Source organism: Gordonia terrae (assembly GCF_051789125.1).
In the GTDB taxonomy this organism is placed as follows: Bacteria; Actinomycetota; Actinomycetes; order Mycobacteriales; family Mycobacteriaceae; genus Gordonia; species Gordonia terrae_A.
Genome location: NZ_CP196526.1, coordinates 2,925,439 through 2,948,013, shown reverse-complemented (window position 1 = coordinate 2,948,013; position 22,575 = coordinate 2,925,439). Strand labels below are relative to the sequence as shown.

The 22,575-nt window shown below is 68.6% G+C and carries 19 protein-coding genes; 15 read left to right on the top strand and 4 right to left on the bottom strand.

Features of this window, described 5'->3' with window-relative positions:
- Nucleotides 1-57: 57 nt before the first annotated feature.
- Both ACSUZC_RS13450 and ACSUZC_RS13445 read right to left on the bottom strand, forming a co-directional pair.
- Entirely contained in the window at nucleotides 58-1,152 is a 1,095-nt protein-coding gene (locus ACSUZC_RS13450) for a DoxX family protein (RefSeq protein ID WP_439029039.1), read from the bottom strand.
- A gap of 257 nt (nucleotides 1,153-1,409) precedes the next feature.
- The gene (locus tag ACSUZC_RS13445; RefSeq protein WP_439029038.1) at nucleotides 1,410-2,111 is read right to left on the bottom strand and encodes an MBL fold metallo-hydrolase; all 702 of its coding nucleotides are present in this window, start codon (nucleotides 2,109-2,111) and stop codon (nucleotides 1,410-1,412) included.
- A gap of 290 nt (nucleotides 2,112-2,401) precedes the next feature.
- Here ACSUZC_RS13445 and uvrA point away from each other — a divergent pair, with 290 nt between their 5' ends.
- Nucleotides 2,402-5,284 carry an excinuclease ABC subunit UvrA gene (gene uvrA / locus ACSUZC_RS13440; RefSeq protein ID WP_439029037.1) on the top strand — a complete coding sequence of 961 codons (2,883 nt, stop codon included), beginning with the start codon at nucleotides 2,402-2,404 and terminating at the stop codon, nucleotides 5,282-5,284.
- A 58-nt stretch (nucleotides 5,285-5,342) separates the two neighbouring features.
- Here uvrA and ACSUZC_RS13435 read toward each other — a convergent pair whose 3' ends face one another.
- Both ACSUZC_RS13435 and ACSUZC_RS13430 read right to left on the bottom strand, forming a co-directional pair.
- Complete coding sequence (locus tag ACSUZC_RS13435; RefSeq protein ID WP_439029036.1) at nucleotides 5,343-5,639, bottom strand: PspA domain-containing protein; 297 nt, start codon at nucleotides 5,637-5,639, stop codon at nucleotides 5,343-5,345.
- 67 nt (nucleotides 5,640-5,706) lie between these two features.
- A complete protein-coding gene (locus tag ACSUZC_RS13430; RefSeq protein WP_439029035.1) occupies nucleotides 5,707-6,132 on the bottom strand; it encodes a DUF1844 domain-containing protein in 426 nt (141 codons plus the stop codon).
- 275 nt (nucleotides 6,133-6,407) lie between these two features.
- Here ACSUZC_RS13430 and infC point away from each other — a divergent pair, with 275 nt between their 5' ends.
- From infC to ACSUZC_RS13360, 14 genes are all read left to right on the top strand, one after another.
- The gene (infC, locus tag ACSUZC_RS13425; protein ID WP_439029034.1) at nucleotides 6,408-7,052 is read left to right on the top strand and encodes a translation initiation factor IF-3; all 645 of its coding nucleotides are present in this window, start codon (nucleotides 6,408-6,410) and stop codon (nucleotides 7,050-7,052) included.
- A 131-nt stretch (nucleotides 7,053-7,183) separates the two neighbouring features.
- A complete protein-coding gene (gene rpmI, locus ACSUZC_RS13420; protein WP_004018754.1) occupies nucleotides 7,184-7,378 on the top strand; it encodes a 50S ribosomal protein L35 in 195 nt (64 codons plus the stop codon).
- Between the two features lie 43 nt (nucleotides 7,379-7,421).
- Nucleotides 7,422-7,802, top strand: a complete 381-nt coding sequence (rplT, locus tag ACSUZC_RS13415) for a 50S ribosomal protein L20 (RefSeq protein WP_188327984.1) — start codon at nucleotides 7,422-7,424, stop codon at nucleotides 7,800-7,802.
- Nucleotides 7,803-7,849: 47 nt separating this feature from the next.
- Nucleotides 7,850-8,659 carry a TrmH family RNA methyltransferase gene (locus ACSUZC_RS13410; protein ID WP_439029033.1) on the top strand — a complete coding sequence of 270 codons (810 nt, stop codon included), beginning with the start codon at nucleotides 7,850-7,852 and terminating at the stop codon, nucleotides 8,657-8,659.
- A 61-nt stretch (nucleotides 8,660-8,720) separates the two neighbouring features.
- Nucleotides 8,721-11,189: a helix-hairpin-helix domain-containing protein gene (locus ACSUZC_RS13405; RefSeq protein ID WP_439033118.1), complete on the top strand. Its 2,469-nt coding sequence runs from the start codon at nucleotides 8,721-8,723 to the stop codon at nucleotides 11,187-11,189.
- Between the two features lie 120 nt (nucleotides 11,190-11,309).
- Nucleotides 11,310-12,737 carry an acyltransferase family protein gene (locus tag ACSUZC_RS13400; RefSeq protein ID WP_439029032.1) on the top strand — a complete coding sequence of 476 codons (1,428 nt, stop codon included), beginning with the start codon at nucleotides 11,310-11,312 and terminating at the stop codon, nucleotides 12,735-12,737.
- A gap of 90 nt (nucleotides 12,738-12,827) precedes the next feature.
- Nucleotides 12,828-13,880, top strand: a complete 1,053-nt coding sequence (pheS, locus tag ACSUZC_RS13395; protein WP_439029031.1) for a phenylalanine--tRNA ligase subunit alpha — start codon at nucleotides 12,828-12,830, stop codon at nucleotides 13,878-13,880.
- Between the two features lie 62 nt (nucleotides 13,881-13,942).
- A complete protein-coding gene (gene pheT / locus ACSUZC_RS13390) occupies nucleotides 13,943-16,420 on the top strand; it encodes a phenylalanine--tRNA ligase subunit beta (RefSeq protein ID WP_439029030.1) in 2,478 nt (825 codons plus the stop codon).
- A gap of 140 nt (nucleotides 16,421-16,560) precedes the next feature.
- Entirely contained in the window at nucleotides 16,561-17,586 is a 1,026-nt protein-coding gene (argC, locus tag ACSUZC_RS13385) for an N-acetyl-gamma-glutamyl-phosphate reductase (protein WP_439033117.1), read from the top strand.
- The gene (gene argJ, locus ACSUZC_RS13380) at nucleotides 17,583-18,836 is read left to right on the top strand and encodes a bifunctional glutamate N-acetyltransferase/amino-acid acetyltransferase ArgJ (protein ID WP_439029029.1); all 1,254 of its coding nucleotides are present in this window, start codon (nucleotides 17,583-17,585) and stop codon (nucleotides 18,834-18,836) included. Before argC ends, argJ begins: the two co-directional genes overlap by 4 nt.
- On the top strand, nucleotides 18,833-19,750 hold the full coding sequence (argB, locus tag ACSUZC_RS13375; RefSeq protein ID WP_439029028.1) for an acetylglutamate kinase: 918 nt from the start codon (nucleotides 18,833-18,835) through the stop codon (nucleotides 19,748-19,750). Before argJ ends, argB begins: the two co-directional genes overlap by 4 nt.
- Nucleotides 19,747-20,982, top strand: a complete 1,236-nt coding sequence (locus ACSUZC_RS13370; protein ID WP_439029027.1) for an acetylornithine transaminase — start codon at nucleotides 19,747-19,749, stop codon at nucleotides 20,980-20,982. The genes argB and ACSUZC_RS13370 overlap by 4 nt, the downstream gene beginning before the upstream one ends.
- Nucleotides 20,979-21,902 (top strand): ornithine carbamoyltransferase, encoded by a 924-nt coding sequence (gene argF / locus ACSUZC_RS13365; protein WP_439029026.1) that lies wholly within the window; start codon nucleotides 20,979-20,981, stop codon nucleotides 21,900-21,902. The genes ACSUZC_RS13370 and argF overlap by 4 nt, the downstream gene beginning before the upstream one ends.
- Before the next feature lie 47 nt (nucleotides 21,903-21,949).
- Nucleotides 21,950-22,456, top strand: a complete 507-nt coding sequence (locus tag ACSUZC_RS13360; protein WP_004018766.1) for an arginine repressor — start codon at nucleotides 21,950-21,952, stop codon at nucleotides 22,454-22,456.
- Nucleotides 22,457-22,575 lie beyond the last annotated feature (119 nt).

The window sequence follows — 22,575 nt, the reverse complement described above, 5'->3', positions numbered from 1 at the left end:
GTCCTGTTCAGCGGTGTACTCGCATCCCGCGATGGTGCGCGAGAACGTCCCGAGGGGTCAGCGGCGTGCCTTGCGCAGACGCTTGCGGCTGTCCGCGGCCGACTCCTCGGCGGCGGCAGCGAGCTGACGTGCCGACTCGGCCAGCTCGGCCGATCGTGCGCGCGCGACGTCGGCCAGATCAGCCGAACGGTCCCTGGCGGCGTCGGCGAACTGCGGACCGCGCTTGCGCGCGGTGTCGGCGAGGTCGGTGGCACGGCCGAGAGCCGCGTCGGCGATCTTCGGCGCCTTCTTCGCAGCCTTCTTCTGGGCCTTCTCGGCGCGCTTCTGCGCCTGCTTGGCCAGCTTCGGACCGCGCTTGCGGGCGGTCTCGGCCAGCTCCGCCGAACGCCCGACGGCGGCATCGGCCAGTACCGGCGCGCGATCGCGGATGCGGTCGGCGACATCGGAAGCCGTGTCGGCGGCCTTCTCCGCCAACTCGAGCGAGCGCTTCTGTGCGGCCTCGGCGAGGTCGGGGGCGTGCTCACGGAACTTCGCCGCGGCGTCGGCGGACCGTTCGGAGACCAGGTGAGCCCCCTTGCTCAGCAGCTCGCCCGCCTCGGCGCCGCGTTCACCGACCACCTCGGCTCCATCGTGGGTTCGTTCGACGATGGTGTCCCACGCCGACGACCCGGCCGCGGCTCCGATCGGGAGCGCGGCGGCAACGGCCGATGCCTTCCGCTTGCCACGCCAGGCCAGTGACGGCTTGCCCTCGGTGTCGACCGCGGCCAGGAGGACGCCGCCGAGGAGGCCGACGTTCTTGATGAACGCGTCCCGCTGCGCCTCCTTGCGGGCCGGGTCGGCCTCGTTCCAGAAGTCGGTTCCGGCCGCGGTGGTGGGGATCAGGGTTCCGGCCAGGACCACCGATGCGAGGCGCGGGAACTTGCCCGTCGCCAGCAGGATGCCGCCACCGATCTGTGCGGCGGCGTTGATCTGGACCAGGGTCTCGGTGTTCTCCGGGATTCGCCCGGCCACCTCGGGGGGAAGCGACGACCGGGCCTTGTCCACCACCGGCTCTGCGGACTGCGCGATCGGCTTGGGGCTCCGGATTGCCTCCACGCCACTGGCAACGAATGCCGTGGCGAGAAGCGGACGGGCTATACGGCGGAGAATCATCGTTCACAACCTTCTTCAGTCGAGTTTCATTCGAGATCCGTCGGTGAAGCGCGTTTTACTGCTCGATCAACGCTACCCGCCCGCGGCGAACGTGCAGGTGAATCGACTCGTCATGATCTGTTCGCAGACAACGGCCCGGCTCGGACCACGATTCGTCGAGGATCTGGGGAGTGAGGTATCCCCCAACGGTCCTCGTCAAACCCCGGTGTCGTGCACGCCACCGAACGTGGCCGTGGCGCCGGTCCGGTGCCGGGCACTCACCACCGTCGTTCGCGCCACTCCGGCAGCGACGCGCGCTCGGCGCCGAGGGTCGTGTCCTTGCCGTGACCCGGGTAGACGACCGTCGAGTCGTCGAAACGGTCGAAGATCTTCGTGGACACGTCGTCGAGGAGGGTGTCGAAGTCCTCCGGTTTCCAGGTCTTGCCGATGCCGCCGGGGAACAGACAGTCCCCGGTGAACAGGTGCACCGTTCCGGCTCCCTCGTCACCTCCGACGTCGGTCAGTGCGAGTGCGATCGAACCGGGGGTGTGCCCGACGAGATGGATCGCCTCGAATCGGAGGTCTCCGACCTCGATGGTGTCGCCGTCGTCGACGAGCCGGTCCGGCGACACCGGCAGCTCGCCGGCATCCAGGCGACCGGCCGCGGTCGGCACCCCGGTGTGCTCGGCGATCGCTGCCAGTGCCTGCCAATGGTCGAAGTGCTGATGAGTGGTGAAGATGAGAGCCGGCGTTCCCTCGACGGCGGCCAGGACGCCCGTGATGGTGTCGGCGTCGTTCGCGGCGTCGATGATCAACTGGTCACCGGTCGCACGCGATGTGACCACGTAGACGTTGTTGTCCATGGGCCCGACGGACAGTTTCACGATGGTCGCCGAGGAGAGCGTCCGACGCTGGGGGGTTTTCGACTCGGACAGATCGCCGGTGTAGTTGTCGCTGATCGGTGTCGCTGCTGAGGTCATGCCGCCAGGCTATGACAACGACATGGCGGAATGTGACGGTCGCGACCATCGTTACCGGTCAAGGCACGCGTATCGTGGACTATCGGTTCGACGATGTGAAGCCAGTGGACAACGAGCCCGGACGGCGAGACCGATCGTCCGATGGTCGGGCCACGAATCTCTCTGGGCGACGGTGCCGGGCGGTTCCGGTCGGTGGTGAACGTCGTCGGTGGTGATTTTTGTCAGGGGCCGTCGGTACTCTGCCCGTGCGCCACGTGTGCGCCCTGTGACTCGAGAATGTAAGGACTGTAGTGGTTGATCGTCTGATCGTCCGAGGTGCCCGCGAACACAATCTGCGCGGCATCGATGTCGACCTGCCCCGGGACAGCCTCATCGTGTTCACCGGGCTGTCGGGTTCGGGCAAGTCGTCGCTCGCATTCGACACGATCTTCGCGGAAGGTCAACGACGCTACGTCGAGTCGCTGTCCGCGTATGCGCGGCAGTTCCTCGGACAGATGGACAAGCCGGACGTGGACTTCATCGAGGGGCTATCGCCGGCGGTGTCGATCGACCAGAAGTCGACCAACCGCAACCCGCGGTCGACGGTCGGCACGATCACCGAGGTCTACGACTATCTCCGTCTCCTGTACGCGCGCGCCGGCAAGGCGCACTGTCCGATCTGTGGTGAGCCGATCGCCAAGCAGACCCCCCAGCAGATCGTCGATCAGGTCCTCACGATGGATGAGGGCACCCGCTTCCAGGTTCTCGCGCCCGTGGTCCGGACCCGCAAGGGGGAGTTCGTCGACCTCTTCGCCGAGCTCCAGACACAGGGTTTCTCCCGCGCTCGGATCGACGGCGTCGTCCACTCGCTGGCCGATCCGCCCAAGCTCAAGAAGCAGGAGAAGCACGACATCGAGGTGGTCGTCGACCGCCTGGTGGTCAAGAACAGCGCCAAGCAGAGGCTGACCGACTCGGTGGAGACCGGGTTGCGTCTGGCCGATGGCATCATCGTGCTCGACTTCGTGGATCTGGAAGAAGACGACCCGGAGCGGGAGCGTCGGTTCTCCGAGCGGATGGCGTGTCCGAACGCCCATCCGATCGCGATCGACGACCTCGAGCCCCGGTCCTTCTCGTTCAACTCGCCCTACGGTGCCTGCCCCGAATGCGACGGTCTCGGTGTCCGCAAAGAGGTCGACGAGGAACTCGTCGTGCCCGACCCGGAGATGTCGCTGGCCGACGGCGCCATCGCGCCGTGGTCGACCGGTCACAACGCCGACTACTTCCTGCGCCTGATGTCGGGTCTGGCCGATCAGATGAAGTTCGACATCAACACACCCTGGAAGAAGCTGCCCATCAAGGCGCGCCGCGCCCTGCTCAACGGCAGCGACCACCAGGTGCACGTCAAGTTCCGCAACCGGTACGGGCGCACCCGCTCGTACTACACCGAGTTCGAGGGTGTCCTCTCGTTCCTCGCGCGCCGGATGGACCAGACCGAGTCCGAGCAGATGAAGGAACGGTACGAGGGGTACATGCGCGACGTCCCGTGCCCGGCCTGCCAGGGCGCGCGCCTGCGTCCGGAGATCCTCGCGGTGACCCTGGACCATCCGGAGTACGGCCCGAAGTCGATCGCCGAGGTGTGTGCGCTGTCGGTGGCCGACTGTGCCGACTTCCTCGATCAGCTGACGCTCGACGCACGGCAGGCGGCGATCGCCGGTCGTGTGTTGAAAGAGGTCCAGGCACGGATTCGCTTCCTGCTCGACGTCGGCCTCGAATATCTGTCACTGGAACGCGCCGCCGGCTCGCTGTCGGGTGGTGAGGCCCAGCGCATCCGTCTCGCGACCCAGATCGGTTCGGGCCTCGCAGGCGTGCTCTACGTCCTCGACGAGCCGTCGATCGGTCTGCATCAGCGGGACAATCGGCGCCTCATCGACACGTTGACCCGCTTGCGTGATCTCGGCAACACGCTGATCGTCGTCGAACACGACGAGGACACGATCCGCGCGGCCGACTGGATCGTCGACATCGGGCCCCGCGCGGGTGAGCACGGCGGACACGTCGTGCACAGCGGCAGCTACAAGGATCTGCTGAAGAACCGGAAGTCGCTGACCGGTGCCTACCTCGCGGGCCGGGACACGCTGCCGGTGCCGGAGATCCGCCGGCCGATCGACCGCAAGCGTCAGCTGACCGTGGTCGGTGCGCGGGAGCACAACCTGCGCGGCATCGACGTGTCGTTCCCGCTCGGCGTCATGACCGCCGTCACCGGTGTCTCGGGCTCGGGTAAGTCGACGCTCGTCAACGACATCCTGGCCACGGTGCTCGCCAACAAGCTCAACGGGGCGCGCCAGGTGCCCGGCCGGCACACGCGCATCAAGGGTCTGGACAACCTCGACAAGCTCGTGCAGGTCGACCAGTCACCCATCGGCCGGACCCCGCGGTCCAACCCGGCCACCTACACGGGCGTCTTCGACAAGATCCGCACCCTGTTCGCGGCGACCACCGAGGCCAAGGTCCGCGGCTACCAACCGGGCCGGTTCTCGTTCAACGTCAAGGGCGGTCGCTGCGAGGCCTGCACCGGCGAGGGCACCGTCAAGATCGAGATGAACTTCCTGCCGGACGTCTACGTCCCGTGCGAGGTCTGTCACGGGGCGCGCTACAACCGCGAGACCCTGGAAGTCCACTACAAGGGCAAGACCATCTCCGAGGTGCTCGACATGCCCATCGAAGAGGCCGCCGACTTCTTCGAGCCGGTCACCTCGATCCACCGGTACCTCAAGACGCTTGTCGACGTCGGTCTCGGGTACGTGCGGCTCGGCCAGCCGGCCCCGACACTGTCGGGTGGCGAAGCGCAGCGCGTGAAGCTGGCCGCCGAACTCCAGAAACGATCGATGGGCCGCACCGTCTACATCCTCGACGAGCCGACCACCGGTCTGCACTTCGAGGACATCAAGAAGCTTCTCGCGGTGATCAACGGGCTCGTCGACAAGGGCAACACGGTGATCGTGATCGAGCACAATCTCGACGTCATTAAGACTGCAGACTGGGTCATCGACATGGGGCCGGAGGGTGGCGCCGGTGGCGGGACCGTGGTCGCCGAGGGCGTCCCCGAGGACATCGCCGCGACGCCGGGCAGTCACACCGGAAAGTTCCTCGCCGAGATCGTCGACGTCGAGCAGGCCGTGGCGTCGGTCGGCTAGCCGAACTGGTGTCGCCGGAAGCGGCGATTCAGGGGGGGTGAGGCGGTTCGGTCGGCTCTCAGGAACCCATCGACTTGCGGATCTCTTCGAGGCGCTTCTTCGCGGCCTCGTCGCGTTTGCGCATCATCTCGTCGACGGACTGGCCTTCGGCACTCGCCTCGGCCAGCTCCTGGGACCCGATCGCGGTGGTGATCCGGTTCTCGATCTTGTCGCGGACGAAGTCGAAGGTCGGGACCCCGCTGTCGGTGTAGTCCGGGTCGGGGAGTGCCCCCGGCACCGGACTTGTGGGCGGTGTCGGCACGATCTCGGCGTCGACGATCTCGTCGGATCCGCCGGACTCATCGGCATTCGTCATGCGACCAGGGTAGTGGTTCGACACGGCTCGTCGCCGCGTTCCTCGCCTGCTCGACCGACGGCTGCGCCTACCGCCGCGGCGCGCGAACCGGCCCGGTGTACTTCTCGCCGGGGCCCTCACCCGGTTCGTCCGGGTAAGCACTCGCCTCGCGGAAGGCCAGCTGCAGGCCCTTCAGCCCGTCGCGGATCGGGGCGGCGTGGATACCGAGATCGGCCTTCGACGCGTCGACGATGCCCGCGAGTGCGGTGATCAGCGTGCGGGCCTCGGGGAGATCGATGTTGTCGGCCGAAGCGTCTTCGGCGAGCCCGAGCTTCTCAGCGGCGGCGGACATCAGCATCACGATCGACCGGGTGATGACCTCGATCGCCGGAATATCGCCCAGGTCACGGACGTTGTCCAGATCGGTGTCCGCCGGAGCTCCCGTTTCGGCGCCGCCGTCCGTCGCACCCTCCGGGGGTAACGGTGCAGGTGACGAATAGGAGTTCTCGGCCATGGCTGTTAGACTCCCATAGCACGACCGCCCTGGTATGCGCCGGGGTCGTAAGTGGAGTTCCGCTCCCACCGTTCGACGCGAGTCTCTCGGGTTTCCGAGGGCCGCAGTTGTACGGTCCGGTTCACGCCGATCGTCGCAGATCGCATCCTACGATGCTGAGCTGCACGTGATCGGCGACGTGCGCCCGTGAAGGCGCTCGCCAAGAACCGGTCGGTATCGGAGCCCCGCGGACATCAGTCCCGGGGCTTCCTTGCTGAGGTGTTCCGCAGGTTCTCTTGCATACGTCCTCGCCACGACGCGACGGTTACCACTGCAGGATTGAACAAGGAGGCCCCATCAGCACTGAGACCCGCATCAACGAGCGCATCCGCGTCCCTGAAGTCCGACTCGTCGGACCCAACTCGGAGCAGGTGGGCATCGTGCGTGTTGAAGATGCGCTTCGCTTGGCCTACGAGGCCGACCTCGACCTGGTCGAGGTGGCTCCGGACGCCCGTCCACCGGTCTGCAAGATCATGGACTACGGCAAGTTCAAGTACGAGGCAGCCCAGAAGCAGCGCGAATCGCGTCGCAATCAGCAGATGACCGTCATCAAGGAGCAGAAGCTCCGGCCCAAGATCGACGACCACGATTACGAGACCAAGAAGGGTCACGTCATCCGGTTCCTCGAGGCGGGTTCCAAGGTGAAGGTCACCATCATGTTCCGCGGCCGCGAGCAGTCCCGTCCCGAGCTCGGCTACCGCCTGTTGCAGCGCCTGGGCAACGACGTCGCCGACTACGGCTTCGTCGAGACGTCGGCCAAGCAGGACGGTCGCAACATGACCATGGTCCTCGCCCCGCACAAGGGTGCGAAGACCCGCCAGAAGGCGCAAGAGAGCCGTGAACGTTCCGGTGGCCCCAAGGCTGCCGCGGACGAGAACTGAGCGGACGAGAACTGAGTCGATCGGCCGGACGAGAGTCCGATCCGTTCCGGCCGAGATCAGACACGCGAACCCGGACACACACCGGACCCCGCCCGGTCCGGTGCCCGAGTTCGCCCGAGAGAAGGAAGAACATGCCGAAGAGCAAGACCCACAAGGGCACCGCGAAGCGCTTCAAGGTGACCGGCAGCGGAAAGATCGTGCGCCAGAAGGCCAACCGTCGCCACCTGCTCGAGCACAAGTCGTCCAAGCGCACTCGCCGTCTCGACGGCACCACCGTCGTCAGCGAGAACGACGCCCCGCGCATCAAGCGACTGCTCAACCGCTGACGCCAGCGACCCCAGACATCTGACAAGCAAAAGGATCTAACACATGGCACGCGTGAAAAGGGCCGTCAACGCCCAGAAGAAGCGTCGGTCCACCCTCGAGGCCTCCAAGGGCTACCGCGGACAGCGGTCGCGCCTGTACCGCAAGGCGAAGGAGCAGCAGCTCCACTCGCTGACCTACGCCTACCGCGACCGCCGCGCGCGCAAGGGTGAATTCCGCAAGCTGTGGATCTCGCGTATCAACGCCGCGGCCCGCGCCAACGACATCACCTACAACCGCTTCATCCAGGGCCTCAAGGCCGCTGGTGTCGAGGTCGACCGCAAGGTGCTCGCCGACATCGCCGTCACCGATCCCGAGGCCTTCACCGGTCTCGTCGAGGTCGCCCGCAAGGCGCTGCCGGCCGACGTCAACGCCCCGGCTGCCTGATTGCGTCACACTCCACACAACCCGCGAGCCGCGAGGACGATCATCCGATGACGGAGATCCTGTCCGAGCGATCCTCGCGGGTCGTGTCGTATGCGAAGCTCCACCGTGCCGCGGAGCGCCGCGAGCAGGGACGTTTCCTGGCCGAGGGGTCCAACGCCGTCACGTCGGCCCTCGCCGTCGATCGCGTGGAGTCGCTGCTGGTCGCCGAGGAAGAACAGCTTCGCCACCGCCACCTCACCGAATCCGCGGCGTCGCGCGGTGTGCCGGTCCACGTGATCAGCGCGCGGGCCGCGTCGAAGCTCGCCGAGACCTCGACCCCCGCCGGGATCTTCGCGATCTGCCCGCTCCTCGACGTGCCGCTCGACGCCGTCCTCACCGATGCGCCGAGGCTTCTCGCGATCGCCGTCGAGCCCCGTGAGCCGGGCAACGCGGGCACGCTCATCCGGTGCGCGGACGCGATGGGCGCCGATGCCGTTGTCCTGCTGGGCGACGCAGTCGATCCGCACAACGGGAAGTGTGTGCGGGCGAGTGCCGGGAGCGTGTTCACGGTGCCCGTCGTACGCGAGCGTTCGGTCGACGACGGACTAGGTGCCGTCCGTCGTGCGGGCGTCGTGCTGCTGGCGACCGCCGCCGACGGCGAGGTGAACCTCGACCACGCCGCGGATGTGCTGTCCGGCCGCGTCGCATGGTTGTTCGGCAACGAGGCACACGGCTTGCCCGATGAGGTGATGCGCGACGCCGACCATCGGGTGTCCATCCCGATCCGCGGGCGCGCGGAGAGTCTCAATGTGGCTGCCGCGGCGGCGATCTGTCTGTACGAGAGCGCGCGGGTCCACGGCGCGGCGGGTCGCGTCTGACCGCTGTCCGAGGGGGCCGGTAGGGTCGGCGATCGTGTCAGAAACTGTGTCACCCGAGTCCGTGTCCACTCCCGACTCCGCGACGGAGCCGACCGGTTCGCCGGCCGCTGCCCCTCAAACCGTGTCTGCGCCCGACCCGGCCGTCGTGACCACGCGCATCGCCTCGGCGATCGCCACCGAACTCGGCGTGGGCATCGGACAGGTTCGTTCGGCGATCGACCTGCTCGACGGCGGTTCGACGGTCCCGTTCGTCGCGCGTTATCGCAAGGAGGCGACCGGCGGTCTCGACGACGCGCAACTGAGGACCCTCGACGAGCGCCTGGGATACCTGCGCGACCTGGAGGCACGCCGCCAGGCGGTCCGTGAGTCGATCGCCGCGCAGGGGAAGCTCGACGCAGCCCTCGACGCACGCATCCTCGAGGCCGACACCAAGGCGCGTCTCGAGGACATCTATCTGCCGTACAAGCCGAAGCGTCGTACCAAGGCGCAGATCGCCCGGGAGGCCGGACACGAGCCGGTCGCCGACGCGCTGCTGTCGGACCCGATGACGGATCCGTCGACGTTCACCGCAGAGCAGCTCGACGGCGCCCGCGCGATCGCGGTCGAGCGGTTCGCGGAGGACGCCGACCTGGTCGGTGAGCTCCGCGAGCTGATGTGGCAGACCGGTGTCCTGCGGACCGCGGTCCGTGAGGGCAAGGAGTCGGCGGGTGCCAAGTTCTCCGACTACTTCGAGTTCTCCGAACCGTTCACCTCGCTGCCCTCGCACCGGGTACTCGCGGTGCTGCGGGGTGAGCGCGAGGAGATCCTGTCGATCACCCTCGACGCCGATCCCGACGCGGCAGACCGACCGGCCGGTCCCGGGCCATACGAGCAGCGGATCGCCGCGCGTTTCGGCATCTCCGATCAGGGACGCCCGGCCGATCGCTGGCTCGCCGACACCGTGCGCTGGGCATGGCGCACCAAGCTGTTCGTGGGGCTGTCCCTCGACGTGCGGATGCGGCTGCGTCAGGCTGCGGAGGCCGACGCCGTCGCCGTGTTCGCCACGAATCTGAAGGACCTGCTGCTCGCGGCCCCCGCCGGGTCGCGCACGACGATGGGTCTCGACCCTGGTCTGCGGACCGGTGTGAAGGTGGCCGTCGTCAACTCCACCGGCAAGGTCGTAGACACCGCGACCATCTACCCGCATGAGCCCAGGCGCGACAAGGCGGGAGCTCTGGCCGTCCTCGGCGCACTCGTGGAGAAACACGGCGTCGAACTCATCGCCATCGGCAACGGCACGGCGTCCCGCGAGACCGATGCGCTCGCCGGTGAACTCCTGTCCGCGATCAAGGAGGCCGGCAAGAAGCCGCCCACGAGTGTCGTCGTCTCCGAGGCGGGTGCCTCGGTGTATTCGGCGTCGGCCTACGCCTCGAAGGAGCTGCCGGACCTCGACGTCTCCATCCGCGGTGCGGTCTCGATCGCCCGCCGTCTGCAGGATCCGCTCGCGGAGCTCGTGAAGATCGACCCGAAGTCCATCGGCGTGGGCCAGTACCAGCACGACATCTCCGAGACGCTGCTCGCGCGCTCGCTCGGTGCCGTCGTCGAGGATGCGGTGAACGCCGTCGGTGTCGATGTGAACACCGCGTCGGTGCCGTTGCTGTCGCGGGTGTCGGGAATCACCGCCGGGCTTGCGGAATCGCTTGTCGCGCACCGCGATGCGCACGGCGCATTCCGGAGTCGCAAACAGATCACCGATGTGCCGCGCCTCGGGCCGAAGGCTTTCGAACAGTGCGCGGGCTTCCTCCGCATCACCGACGGCGACAACCCGCTCGACGCCTCGAGCGTGCACCCCGAGGCATACCCGGTGGTCACCCGCATCCTGGACAAGGTCGGCACCGACGTCCGATCCCTCATCGGCGACACCGCGACGCTCACCAAGCTGCGCGCCGACGACTTCGTCGACGACACCTTCGGACGTCCGACCGTGGTCGACATCATCGCCGAACTCGACAAGCCGGGGCGGGACCCGCGACCGGAATTCAAGACCGCGACTTTCGCCACCGGCATCGAGAAGGTCTCCGATCTCACCCCCGGAATGGTCCTCGAGGGCCAGGTCACCAACGTGGCCGCCTTCGGTGCGTTCGTCGACGTGGGTGTGCACCAGGACGGACTCGTCCACGTCTCGGCGATGGCGCACCGTTTCGTGTCCGACCCGCACGAGGTCGTGAAGTCCGGCGACATCGTCAAGGTGAAGGTCATGGACGTCGACATCGACCGCAAGCGGATCGGGTTGTCGCTGCGACTCGACGACGAGCCGGGAGCCGGGAGCAAGGGTGGTGTCCGCGCACCCCGGGGCGAGAACAACCGGGGCGAGAACAATCGGGGCGGGGGCCAGCCGCGTCGGAACGACCAGCGTGGCGGAGGTCGGGCCGCCCAGGGGAATCGGGGCGGCCAGCCGAACCGTAGTGGCGGCGGGAAGGGCAACGACCGCCGGCCGGCACCGGGCGGTGCGATGGCGGACGCCCTCAAGAGAGCCGGGTTCGGCAAGTAGCACACAACAGATCGGCGACACAGCACTGGCGGACCCGCCCCGACGTGCTGCGGGATTTGCCGAGCCCGACCGAGTAGTTCTGCTCAGGTCGACAGGCCGGGTGCTGTCGAGACTTGGCGCATGTCCACCACCGAGCCGACCATGCGGTCGTCGTCTGCTCTGCCGAACGCACGCGAACTCGCAGCCCTGTCCGTCGAGCGGGACAGGGTCATCGACCTGATCCGCATCGTCTCGCTCGTGGTCGTCGTCACCGGCCACTCGATCATGCTGACGGTCGATTCGACCGGCGGCTCGATCCGACTGGGCAACACCCTCGGCGACGTGCCGGTCCTGCAACCGGCGACCTGGGTGCTCCAGGTCTTGCCGCTGTTCTTCTTCGCCGGCGCCGCCGCGGCGACCCGGGGCTGGATGTCGCGAGGGCCCGACGCCACGCCGACCGCGGGGCACTGGCTGTTCGCCAGGACGCAACGGCTGATGCGTCCACTGGTCTGGTACCTGGGGGCGGTGGGGGCAGTGCTCGCCACACTGACACTCCTGGGCGCAGCCGCCCCCGCCGACGTCGTGGCCCGTCTCGGTGTGCAGCTGCTGTGGTTCCTCGGCGCCTACCTACTGGTGCTCGCGGTGGTACCAGTCCTGCAACGCATGGGTTCCCGACGGGACGTCGTGGTGGCACTCGCATCGTGCTGGGGGATCACCGCGGTCGTGGACGCCGTCCGGCTCGACGACGGCCCGGCAGCGCTGGGGTACCTGAACTTTCTGACGGTGTGGACGATTCCCGCCGTTCTCGGCGTCGCCTACGCCAGGCAACTCCTGCGGCCCGCGTCGGCCCTCGTCGCGGCAGCGGGCGCGCTCGTCGTCGACCTGGCCCTCGTGGCGTGGGGTCCGTACGAGGTCTCGCTCGTGACCGTGCCCGGCCAGCAACTGTCCAACATGAGCCCGCCCAGCCTGCTCCTCGCCGGCCACGCCGTCGTCCTGTGTGCCGGGGCGATCGCACTCCGGCGCGCGCTGGCCGCGATCGCCGACCGTCCTCGGATCTGGTGGTGGGTCGCGATGGGCAACCGCGGGGCGATGACGCTGTACCTGTGGCACCTGCCGGTGCTGGCGACGATCATCGCGCTCGGTGCGGCCGTCGGCATCGACCGGGCCGATGTGCATTCCGCGTCGTTTCCGATGATCGTCGGGACGCAGACCGTTCTCCTGCTCGCGCTGATGGTCCCGGTCGTCGCGGTGCTCTCCCCGTGGGAGAACAGGCCCCTGCCGTGGTGGGACGAACCGGTTGCCAGGCGCGGTGGCCCGCTGCGTGACGCCGCGCTGCTCGTCATGCTGGCCGGTCTCGGGGTGGCGGTGCTGATGGTCGCCCGCGCCGGACTGACCGAGGGTGGCCTCGGGTGGCTGGCGGCCGGTTGCGCGTGCGCTGTCGGTGCGCGTTGCCTGGTGGTTCCGGCTCGCGGACGGACGACCGCGGTGGGTCGTCGCGGAGAGCGCGCCTCCCTGCAGGTCAGCGCACCGGAGGGGTCGACTACCCTCGATGGGGGTCGTCGTCGCTGACAGCCGCTGCGCCGGGTTCGCCTGCGATCATCCGACTGACGACGCCGACCAGACCATTCATCGATTCGACGCATGAGGAGCACGCCGACCGTGGCCACTTCCGCCGACGCAACGGCATTTCCGGGACCCGACGACCTCGAGGCGTCGGCGACGTCGGCGATCGAGGCCTTCGAGGCGGCGGCCGATCTCGACCAGCTCGCCGCGGCCAAGTCCGCACACCTCGGCGACCGTTCCCCGATCGCGCTGGCGCGGCGGGCGCTGGGGTCGATCCCGAAGGAGCAGCGCTCCGAGGGCGGGAAGCTTGTCAACCAGGTCCGCGCGCGGGTCTCGGCAGCGCTGGAGGCGCGCACCGCGGTGCTCGAGGCCGAGCGTGACGCGGCGGTGCTCGTCGCGGAGTCAATCGACGTGACGCTGCCCAGCGGACGCCGCCCGGTGGGTGCCCGTCATCCGATCACCGTCATCGCCGAACAGGTCGCGGATGTCTTCGTCGGTATGGGGTGGGAGATCGCCGAGGGGCCCGAGGTCGAGACCGAGCACCACAACTTCGACGCGCTGAACTTCCTCCCCGACCATCCGGCCCGGTCGATGCAGGACACGTTCTACATCGCCCCCGAGGGATCGCGTCAGGTGCTGCGGACGCACACCTCGCCGGTGCAGGTGCGCTCGATGCTCAACCGCGACCTCCCCATCTACGTCGCCTGCCCCGGCCGAACCTTTCGAACCGACGAACTCGACGCCACCCACACCCCCGTGTTCCATCAGATCGAGGGTCTGGCCGTCGACAAGGGCCTCACCCTCGCGAACCTGCGGGGCACGCTCGAGACGTTCGCACGGGCACTGTTCGGTCCCGAGACCACGACACGGATGCGCGCGAGCTACTTCCCGTTCACCGAGCCCTCCGCGGAGGTCGACGTGTGGTTCCCCGCCAAGAAGGGCGGGCCGGGCTGGGTGGAGTGGGGCGGTTGCGGCATGGTCAACCCGAATGTCCTGCGCGCCAGTGGAATCGACCCCGACGTCTACTCGGGTTTCGCATTCGGGATGGGCCTGGAACGGACCCTGCAGTTCCGCAACGACATCTCCGACATGCGCGACATGGTCGAGGGTGACATCCGGTTCACCCTTCCGTTCGGGCCGGCCGCCTGACCTCGTCCGGCTCGATCAGTCCCGCCGACTTCTCACGACGCCACGAAAGTAGTTGATACACAGTGCGTGCACCTCAGTCCTGGTACACCGAGGTCCTTCGAGCCGGCGACCCGCAGTGGTCGGCCACGACCGAGGAGATCGACGCCGGCTTCGTCCGCGTGGGTTTCGAGATCGAGGACATCGAGGAGTTCCCGGAGATCACCGGTCCGCTGGTGATCGGTCGCGTCGAGACGATCGAGGAACTCACCGAGTTCAAGAAGCCGATCCGGTTCTGCACGGTCGCGGTGGGTGAGTCCGAGCCGCGCGGGATCGTCTGCGGTGCACGCAACTTCGCCGAGGGGGATCTGATCGTCGCGGCTCTGCCCGGCGTCGTGCTCCCCGGTCCGTTCGAGATCGCCTCGCGCAAGACCTACGGCCGCGTCTCCGACGGCATGATCTGTTCGGTTTCCGAGCTGGGGATCGGCACCGACCACAGCGGCATCCTCGTTCTGGCGCCCGGCACCGCCGAGCCCGGGGCCGACGCCCGCGAGGTACTCGGGCTCGACGACGCGGCCATCGACGTCAACGTGACGCCGGACCGCGGCTACGCGTTCTCGGTGCGCGGACTGGGCCGCGAACTCGCCGGCAGCTTCGGGGTGCCCTTCGTCGACCCGGGTCTGGCGTCTGGCGACATCGCCGACGACGGCTCGGTCTCGGCCTGGCCCGTCGCCATCGACGAGGACTCCGGCGCGACCCGCTACACCGCGCGCGTGATCACGGGCGTCGATCCGAACGCCGTCTCCCCGTGGTGGATTCAGAAGCGACTGATGGTCGCCGGGATCCGGCCCATCTCCGCCATCGTGGACATCACCAACTACGTGATGATCGAACTCGGGCAACCGCTGCACGCCTTCGACGCCGACCGGGTCAGCGGAACCATGACCGTCCGTCCGGCACGAGCGGGGGAGAAGCTCACCACCCTCGACGACACCGTGCGCGTCCTCGACCCCGAGGACGTGGTCATCGCCGACGAGACCGGACCGATCGCGCTGGCCGGAGTCATGGGCGGCGCGACCACCGAGGTGGGCTCCGAGACCACCGCGGTGTTGCTGGAGTCGGCCACCTTCGATCCGGTTCGAGTGTTCCGGACCGGTAAGCGCCACAAGCTGACCTCCGAGGCCAGCAAGCGGTTCGAGCGGATCGTCGACCCGGAGATCACCACGGTGGCCTCCGATCGCGCGGCGGCGCTGATCGTCGAGATCGCCGGCGGCACGGTCGCGTCCCCGCTGTCGGAAACGCACGTCCCGACCCCTGTCCGGTCGACGATCGGCATCGCCGCGGACGAACCCGATCGTGTCGCGGGGGTCAGCTATCCCGCCGGCACCACCGTCACGAGGCTGACCGAGGTCGGCTGTGTGGTGACCGGGACCGACCAGCTCGACGTCTTCCCGCCGTCGTGGCGGCCCGACCTGCGGCAGCGTGCGGACCTCGTCGAGGAGGTCCTCCGGCTGGAAGGCCTGGAGGACATCCCGGCCGTGGTACCGCGTGCCCCCGGCGGGACCGGACTGACCCCGGTCCAGCGTCGGCGTCGCAGCGTCGGCCGCACCCTGGCGCTCGACGGCTACGTCGAGGTCCTGCCGTACCCGTTCATGCCGTCCGGCGTCTTCGACCTGTGGGACCTTCCGGCCGACGACGAGCGACGACGCACGGTCAAGGTCCTCAATCCGCTCGAATCCGACCGCCCCGAGCTCAACTCGACGCTGCTGCCAGGACTGTTGGAGATGACTGCCCGCAACATCGCCCGTGGGCAGCGTGACCTGTCGCTGTTCACCATCGGCCAGGTCGTGATCGCGGGCGACCACGTCGCCCCGGTTGCCGCTCTCGACGTGACCCGGCGGCCGTCCGAGGAGCAGATCGCGGCACTCGACGCATCGCTGCCGCATCAGCCCTTGCACGTGGGCGTGGTCCTGACCGGACTCCGCGACCCTGCCGGCCCGTGGGGTCCGGGGCGCCCCGCCGATCACCTCGACGCGTTCGAGGCGGCGCGCACCATCGGTCGCGCAGCCGGTGTGACGGTCGAGCTCACCGCCGCAGACCACCGGCCGTGGCATCCCGGACGTTGCGCGCGGCTCACGGTCGACGGTCGTACGGTCGGCTACGCAGGTGAGCTGCATCCGGCTGTTCTGGAGCGGGCCCATCTGCCCAAGCGGACCTGCGCGGTGGAGATCGACATCGATGCGCTGCCGCTCCGAGAGGTCCTCCCGGCCCCATCGGTGTCGGTGTTCCCCGCTGTCCTGCAGGACGTCAACGTCGTCGTCGGCGGCGAGGTCCCGGCCGCGGACGTCCAGGCGGCGCTCCGCGACGGGGCGGGCGACCTGCTCGAGGACATCGCACTGTTCGACGTCTTCACCGGAGAGCAGGTCGGCGCGGGCAACAAGTCGCTCACGTTCTCGCTTCGCTTCCGCGCCACGGACCGGACTCTGACCGAGGACGAGGCGAATGCGGCCAAACTCGCCGCCGTCGACGCGGCGGCGACCCGGGTGGGCGCCCGTCTGCGCTGACCCCGACCCCGCGGGAGAACCACCCTGTCGTGAATTGATTTGCATCCTGCTGCATAATGATCAGCATGGCTTCGACAAGCTCAACCAGCGGCGAGACAGGCTCGATCAACAGTGGGACCGCCTCGACCGACGTCGTGAAGGTGGCGGTGGCCGGCGCGAGTGGATACGCGGGTGGTGAGATCCTCCGGCTGTTGTGCGGGCATCCCCGCCTGCGATCGGGTGACCTCGAGATCGGTGCGCTCACCGCCGGCGGCAATGCCGGCACGCTCCTCGGGACCCATCACCCACACCTGTTGCCGCTGGCCGATCGGGTGCTGGAGGACACGACACCGGAGATCCTCGCCGGACACGACGTGGTGTTCCTGGGCTTGCCGCACGGAGCGTCCGCGGTGATCGCCGACGCGCTGCCGCCGACCACGCTCATCATCGACTGCGGTGCGGATTTCCGCTTGCGGGACGCGGGCGAGTGGACCGCCTATTACGGCGGCGATCATGCCGGGACCTGGCCCTACGGGCTCCCGGAGTTGCCCGGTAACCGGGAGACGCTCAAGAATGCGAGCCGGATCGCGGTACCCGGCTGCTACCCGACGGTCTCGATCCTCTCGCTGCTGCCGGCGATCACCGCAGGTATCGCCGAACCGCACGTGACCGTGGTGGCGGTGAGCGGTGCCTCGGGTGCCGGTCGCTCACCGAAGGTCGATCTGCTCGCCTCCGAGGTCATCGGATCCGCCCGCGCATACGGCGTGGGCGGGGTCCACCGGCACACACCGGAGATCTCGCAGGCCCTCTCGGCCGCCGCGGAGCAGCCGGTGACCGTCTCCTTCACGCCGATCCTCGCGCCGATGGCCCGCGGCATCCTGGCGACATGCACCGCGCGCACCTCTGCGACCGCAGAGGAGGCCCGTGCGGTGTACGAGAAGGCTTATGCCGACGAGGAATTCGTGCACGTTCTGCCGGAGGGGCGGTTGCCCGCGACCGGTTCGGTGATCGGGTCGAATGCCGTCCAGCTCGGCGTGACCGTCGACGAACGCGCCCAGACCCTGGTGGTCGTCGGTGCGGTGGACAACCTCACCAAGGGGACCGGTGGCGCCGCGGTCCAATCGATGAACCTGGCGCTGGGATGGACCGAGAACGAGGGACTGAGCACCGTGGGAGTGGCGCCGTGACCGGAACCGAGCAGACCGACGACGACCGGATCGAGGGCGGTGCCCCCGGCGATCACCCGCGCCTCGTGCGGGACCAGGGCGTCACGGCGCCCCTCGGCTTCCGGGCCGCAGGCATCGCCGCCGGGATCAAGGCCTCCGGCGCGCTCGACCTCGCCCTGGTCTTCAACGAGGGACCCGACCACGCCGCGGCAGGTGTCTTCACCCGCAACCAGGTGAAGGCCGCGCCCGTCCTGTGGTCGCAACAGGTCCTCACCACGGGCCGGTTGCGCACGGTCATCCTGAACTCCGGTGGCGCCAACGCCTGTACGGGTCCGGGCGGGTTCCAGGACACGCACAAAACCGCGGAGGCGTTGGCCGACGCGCTCAGCAACTGGGGGACCAGTACCGGTGCCGTCGAGGTCGCGGTCTGCTCGACCGGACTCATCGGCGATCGCCTGCCGATGGACAAGGTGCTGGCCGGGGTCACCGAGATCGTGCAGGACATGGGCGGCGGGCTGTCCGGCGGCACTGATGCCGCGTACGCGATCATGACCACCGACACCGTGCCGAAACAAGCTGCGCTGCATCATCCGCAGGGCTGGAACGTCGGCGGGATGGGGAAGGGCGCGGGGATGCTCGCGCCGTCCTTGGCGACGATGCTCGTGGTGCTCACCACCGACGCGGCGGCCACGCCGGAGCAACTCGACACCGCACTGCGACGGGCGACGGCCCGGACCTTCGACCGCCTCGACATCGACGGCTCGTGTTCGACGAACGACACCGTGCTGCTGCTCAGTTCCGGGGCCAGTCAGGTTCCGGTGGACCAGGCCGACCTCGACGATGCGGTCTTCGCCGTCTGCGATGACCTCGCGGCCCAGATGATGGCCGACGCCGAGGGGGTCACGAAGAGGGTTGTCATCACGGTGACGGGCGCACGCTCGGAGGACGACGCGCTGACCGTCGCCCGTGCCGTTGCGCGCGACTCGCTGGTGAAGACGGCACTGTTCGGGTCCGACCCCAACTGGGGTCGGGTGCTTGCCGCGGTCGGGGCTTCGCCCGTCACCATCGACCCCGATCGCATCGCGGTGTCCTTCAACGGGAGTCCGGTGTGTGAGAACGGATTCGGCGTCGACGGGGCACGGGACGTGGACCTGTCCGGCGCCGACATCGCCGTCGTCGTCGACCTGAAGCTGGGGGATTCCTGGGCCAGCGTCCGGACCACCGACCTCTCGCACGCGTACGTCGAAGAGAACTCGGCGTATTCGTCATGAGCGAGACGATGTCGGGAGCTCGCCCGATCGATCCGGAAGGCGGTCTCGCCAAGGCGAAGATCCTCGCCGAGGCCCTGCCCGCACTGCAGCGACTCGCGGGCGCGACCGTCGTCGTCAAGTACGGCGGCAACGCCATGGTCGACGACGAACTGAAGAAGGCGTTCGCCGCGGACATGGTCTTCCTGCGCGCTTGCGGAATGCACCCCGTCGTGGTTCACGGTGGCGGGCCGCAGATCTCGGCGATGCTGAAGAGGCTCGGACTGCAGGGCGAGTTCAAGGGCGGATTCCGCGTGACCACCCCTGAGGTCATGGATGTGGCTCGGATGGTCCTGTTCGGCCAGGTCGGCCGCGAGCTCGTCGGGCTGATCAACTCGCACGGTCCCTACGCCGTCGGCATCACGGGCGAGGACGCCCACCTCTTCACCGCCGCACGGCGGACGGTGCTCGTCGAGGGTGTGCCCACCGACATCGGTCTCGTCGGCGACATCGCGTCGGTCAACACCTCGGCGGTCCTGGATCTCGTTGCCGCCGGCCGTATCCCGGTGGTCTCGACAATCGCGCCGGACCGCGACGGCGTGGTCCACAACATCAACGCCGACACCGCCGCCGGAGCGCTGGCCGAAGCGCTCGGAGCATCTCGACTGGTGATGCTCACCGACGTCGAAGGGCTGTACACCGACTGGCCCGACCGCGGGTCCCTGGCCTCACAGATCGACACCGACACCCTGACCGAACTGCTGCCGTCCCTCGACTCGGGCATGGTCCCCAAGATGGAGGCCTGCCTGCGTGCGGTGACCGGGGGAGTCGAACGGGCCCACGTGATCGACGGCCGTGTGGCACATTCCGTTCTCGCCGAACTGCTGACCGGGAGTTCGACGGGCACCACCGTCGTCGTACCGGAGGAGGACGCATGACCGCGCCACTGCAACAGCGCTGGACACAGTCGCTGATGAACAACTACGGCACCCCCGCCATCGCCCTCGTCGGCGGATCGGGTGCCCATGTGACCGATGCCGACGGCAAGCGCTACCTCGACCTCCTCGGCGGGATCGCGGTCAACGCACTCGGCCACGCGCACCCGGCGATCGTCGAGGCGGTGACCACTCAACTCCAGACGCTCGGGCACGTGTCGAACCTGTACATCGCCCCGCCTGTCGTCGAACTCGCGGAGAAGCTGCTCGACCGTTTCGGTCACCCGGGACGCGTCTTCTTCTGCAACTCCGGGACCGAGGCCAACGAGGCGGCCTTCAAACTCGCCCGGCGGACCGGACGGCCGGAGATCGTCGCGGCCGAGAAGGCCTTCCACGGGCGCACCATGGGTGCGCTGGCGATGACCGGCCAACCGGCGAAACGGGAGCCGTTCGAGCCGATGCCCGCCGGCGTCCGCTTCGTGCCCTACGGAGATGTCGGTGCTCTCGACGCAGCGGTCTCCGACCGGACGGCGGCGGTCATCCTCGAACCGATCCTGGGGGAGGCCGGTGTGGTCGTGCCGCCTGCCGACTATCTGGCTGCCGCTCGCCGGATCACCGAAGAGCGTGGCGCGCTGTTGATCCTGGACGAGGTCCAGACCGGGGTGGCCCGGACCGGCACCTTCTTCGCGCACCAGCAGGTGGGGATCATCCCCGACGTGATGACCCTGGCCAAAGGGCTCGGCGGGGGAATGCCGATCGGTGCGTGTATCGCCACCGGTCGAGCGGCCGAGTTGTTCGAGCCCGGTCAGCACGGCACCACGTTCGGCGGCAATCCCGTCAGCGCCGCAGCCGCACTCGCCGTGCTGCGCGTCATCGACACCGAAGGTCTCGTCGATTCCGTTGCGGCGGTGGGAAAGTCGATCGCCGCAGGGATCGAGGACCTGCAGCACCCGCTGGTCTCCCACGTCCGGGGCTCGGGCCTGTTGCTCGGAGTGGTGCTCAACGAGCCGCTGTCGCAGCGTGTCGAGGCCGCAGCCCGGGACGCGGGGTTCCTCATCAACGCGCCCGCACCGGACGTCCTGCGCCTGGCACCACCGCTGATCCTCACCGAGGAGGAGGGGCAGACCTTCGTGGCGGCTTTGCCGGGACTGCTCGACACCGCCGCGGGAGCGGCTCGACTCGACACCGCAGCGGCCGAAGAGGCGGCCACATCGACCAAGGGGGACAAGGCATGACCCGACATTTCCTGCGCGACGACGACCTGACCCCGGCCGAGCAGGCCGAGGTGCTCGCACTGGCCGCCGAGGTCAAGGCGAAACCGTTCGAGTTCCGACCCCTGGAGGGGCCGCGCGGAGTCGGCGTCATCTTCGACAAGAACTCCACCCGCACCCGCTTCTCGTTCGAGGTGGGCATCGCCCAGCTGGGCGGGCACGCCGTCGTCGTCGACGGCCGCACCACACAGCTCGGCCGCGAGGAGACCCTGGAGGACACCGGCCTCGTCCTGTCCCGTTTCGTCGACGCGATCGTGTGGCGCACGTTCGGCCAGGATCGACTCGACGCGTTGTCCTCGGCCGCCACGGTGCCGGTGGTCAACGCTCTCTCCGACGAATTCCACCCGTGCCAGGTACTCGCGGATCTGCAGACGATCATCGAGCACAAGGGTTCTCCCGCCGGCCTCACCATGACCTACCTGGGTGACGGCGCGAACAACATGGCGCACTCCCTGGCCCTGGGCGGTGTCACCGCCGGGATGCACGTCCGGATCAGTGCGCCCGAGGGTTTCCGGCCGGATCCCGGGATCATCGCCGACACCGAGCGCCGCGCGGCCCAGACGGGCGGTTCGGTGGAGCTCGTCGGCGACCCCGTCGCCGCGGCCACCGGTGCCGATGTCCTGGTGACCGACACCTGGGTGTCGATGGGACACGAGGACGACGGCAAGGACCGCACCGCACCGTTCCGTCCTTACCAGATCAACGACGCCCTCCTCGCGCATGCCGCCGACGACGCCATCGTGCTGCACTGCCTGCCGGCGCACCGCGGCGACGAGATCACCGCGTCGGTCATCGACGGTCCGCGCAGCGTCGTGTTCGACGAGGCGGAGAACCGCCTGCACGCGCAGAAGGCACTCCTGATCTGGCTGCTGGAGCACCAGTGACTCGCGAATCGCAGTGAGTAGGAGTTCGTCATGATCAGGCCTTCACGATGACCGCCGGGGCCGAACCCTCGGAGAGCCGGCTCGCCGCCACCCGGGCGGGGCGCCATGCGCGGATCATCGAGATCCTGTCCACGCATCAGGTGCGCAGCCAGTCCGAGCTGCAGCGGTTGCTTGCCGAAGAGGGCGTCGACGCCACGCAGGCCACGCTGTCGCGCGACCTCGACGAGCTCGGCGCGGTGAAGCTGCGCGCCGCGGACGGCGGCGCCGGGGTCTACGTGGTGCCCGAGGACGGTTCGCCCGTCCGCGGCGTGTCCGGTGGCACCGACCGGCTCGGCAGGCTCGTCTCCGACCTGTTGGTGTCGACCGACAGCAGCGGCAATCTCGCGGTGCTGCGAACACCCCCTGGCGCCGCGCACTACCTCGCGGCCGCACTCGACCGGGCACGCCTGCCCGACGTCGTCGGGACGATCGCCGGGGACGACACGATCTTCGTGGTGGCGCGCGAGCCGCTCGACGGCGCCGGCCTCGCACGACGGATCGAGGGACTCGTGTAGCCGCGCCCGCCATCGATCCGAACAAGCTGACCAGCACAGAACACCCAGACCACAACAAACGAACAGCCGCGACACCCCCAATCGGTACCCGGACGGTGTCGCCGGAACGCCGGGGCCGA

What these genes read in the sequence shown, in the direction of transcription:
- ACSUZC_RS13450 (WP_439029039.1), bottom strand. Translation starts at nt 1,152, where the DNA reads ATGATTCTCCGCCGTATAGCCCGTCCGCTTCTCGCCACGGCATTCGTT.
- ACSUZC_RS13445 (WP_439029038.1), bottom strand. Translation starts at nt 2,111, where the DNA reads ATGACCTCAGCAGCGACACCGATCAGCGACAACTACACCGGCGATCTG.
- ACSUZC_RS13435 (WP_439029036.1), bottom strand. Translation starts at nt 5,639, where the DNA reads ATGACGAATGCCGATGAGTCCGGCGGATCCGACGAGATCGTCGACGCC.
- ACSUZC_RS13430 (WP_439029035.1), bottom strand. Translation starts at nt 6,132, where the DNA reads ATGGCCGAGAACTCCTATTCGTCACCTGCACCGTTACCCCCGGAGGGT.
- rpmI (WP_004018754.1), top strand. Translation starts at nt 7,184, where the DNA reads ATGCCGAAGAGCAAGACCCACAAGGGCACCGCGAAGCGCTTCAAGGTG.
- rplT (WP_188327984.1), top strand. Translation starts at nt 7,422, where the DNA reads ATGGCACGCGTGAAAAGGGCCGTCAACGCCCAGAAGAAGCGTCGGTCC.
- ACSUZC_RS13410 (WP_439029033.1), top strand. Translation starts at nt 7,850, where the DNA reads ATGACGGAGATCCTGTCCGAGCGATCCTCGCGGGTCGTGTCGTATGCG.
- ACSUZC_RS13400 (WP_439029032.1), top strand. Translation starts at nt 11,310, where the DNA reads ATGTCCACCACCGAGCCGACCATGCGGTCGTCGTCTGCTCTGCCGAAC.
- argB (WP_439029028.1), top strand. Translation starts at nt 18,833, where the DNA reads ATGAGCGAGACGATGTCGGGAGCTCGCCCGATCGATCCGGAAGGCGGT.
- ACSUZC_RS13370 (WP_439029027.1), top strand. Translation starts at nt 19,747, where the DNA reads ATGACCGCGCCACTGCAACAGCGCTGGACACAGTCGCTGATGAACAAC.
- argF (WP_439029026.1), top strand. Translation starts at nt 20,979, where the DNA reads ATGACCCGACATTTCCTGCGCGACGACGACCTGACCCCGGCCGAGCAG.
- ACSUZC_RS13360 (WP_004018766.1), top strand. Translation starts at nt 21,950, where the DNA reads ATGACCGCCGGGGCCGAACCCTCGGAGAGCCGGCTCGCCGCCACCCGG.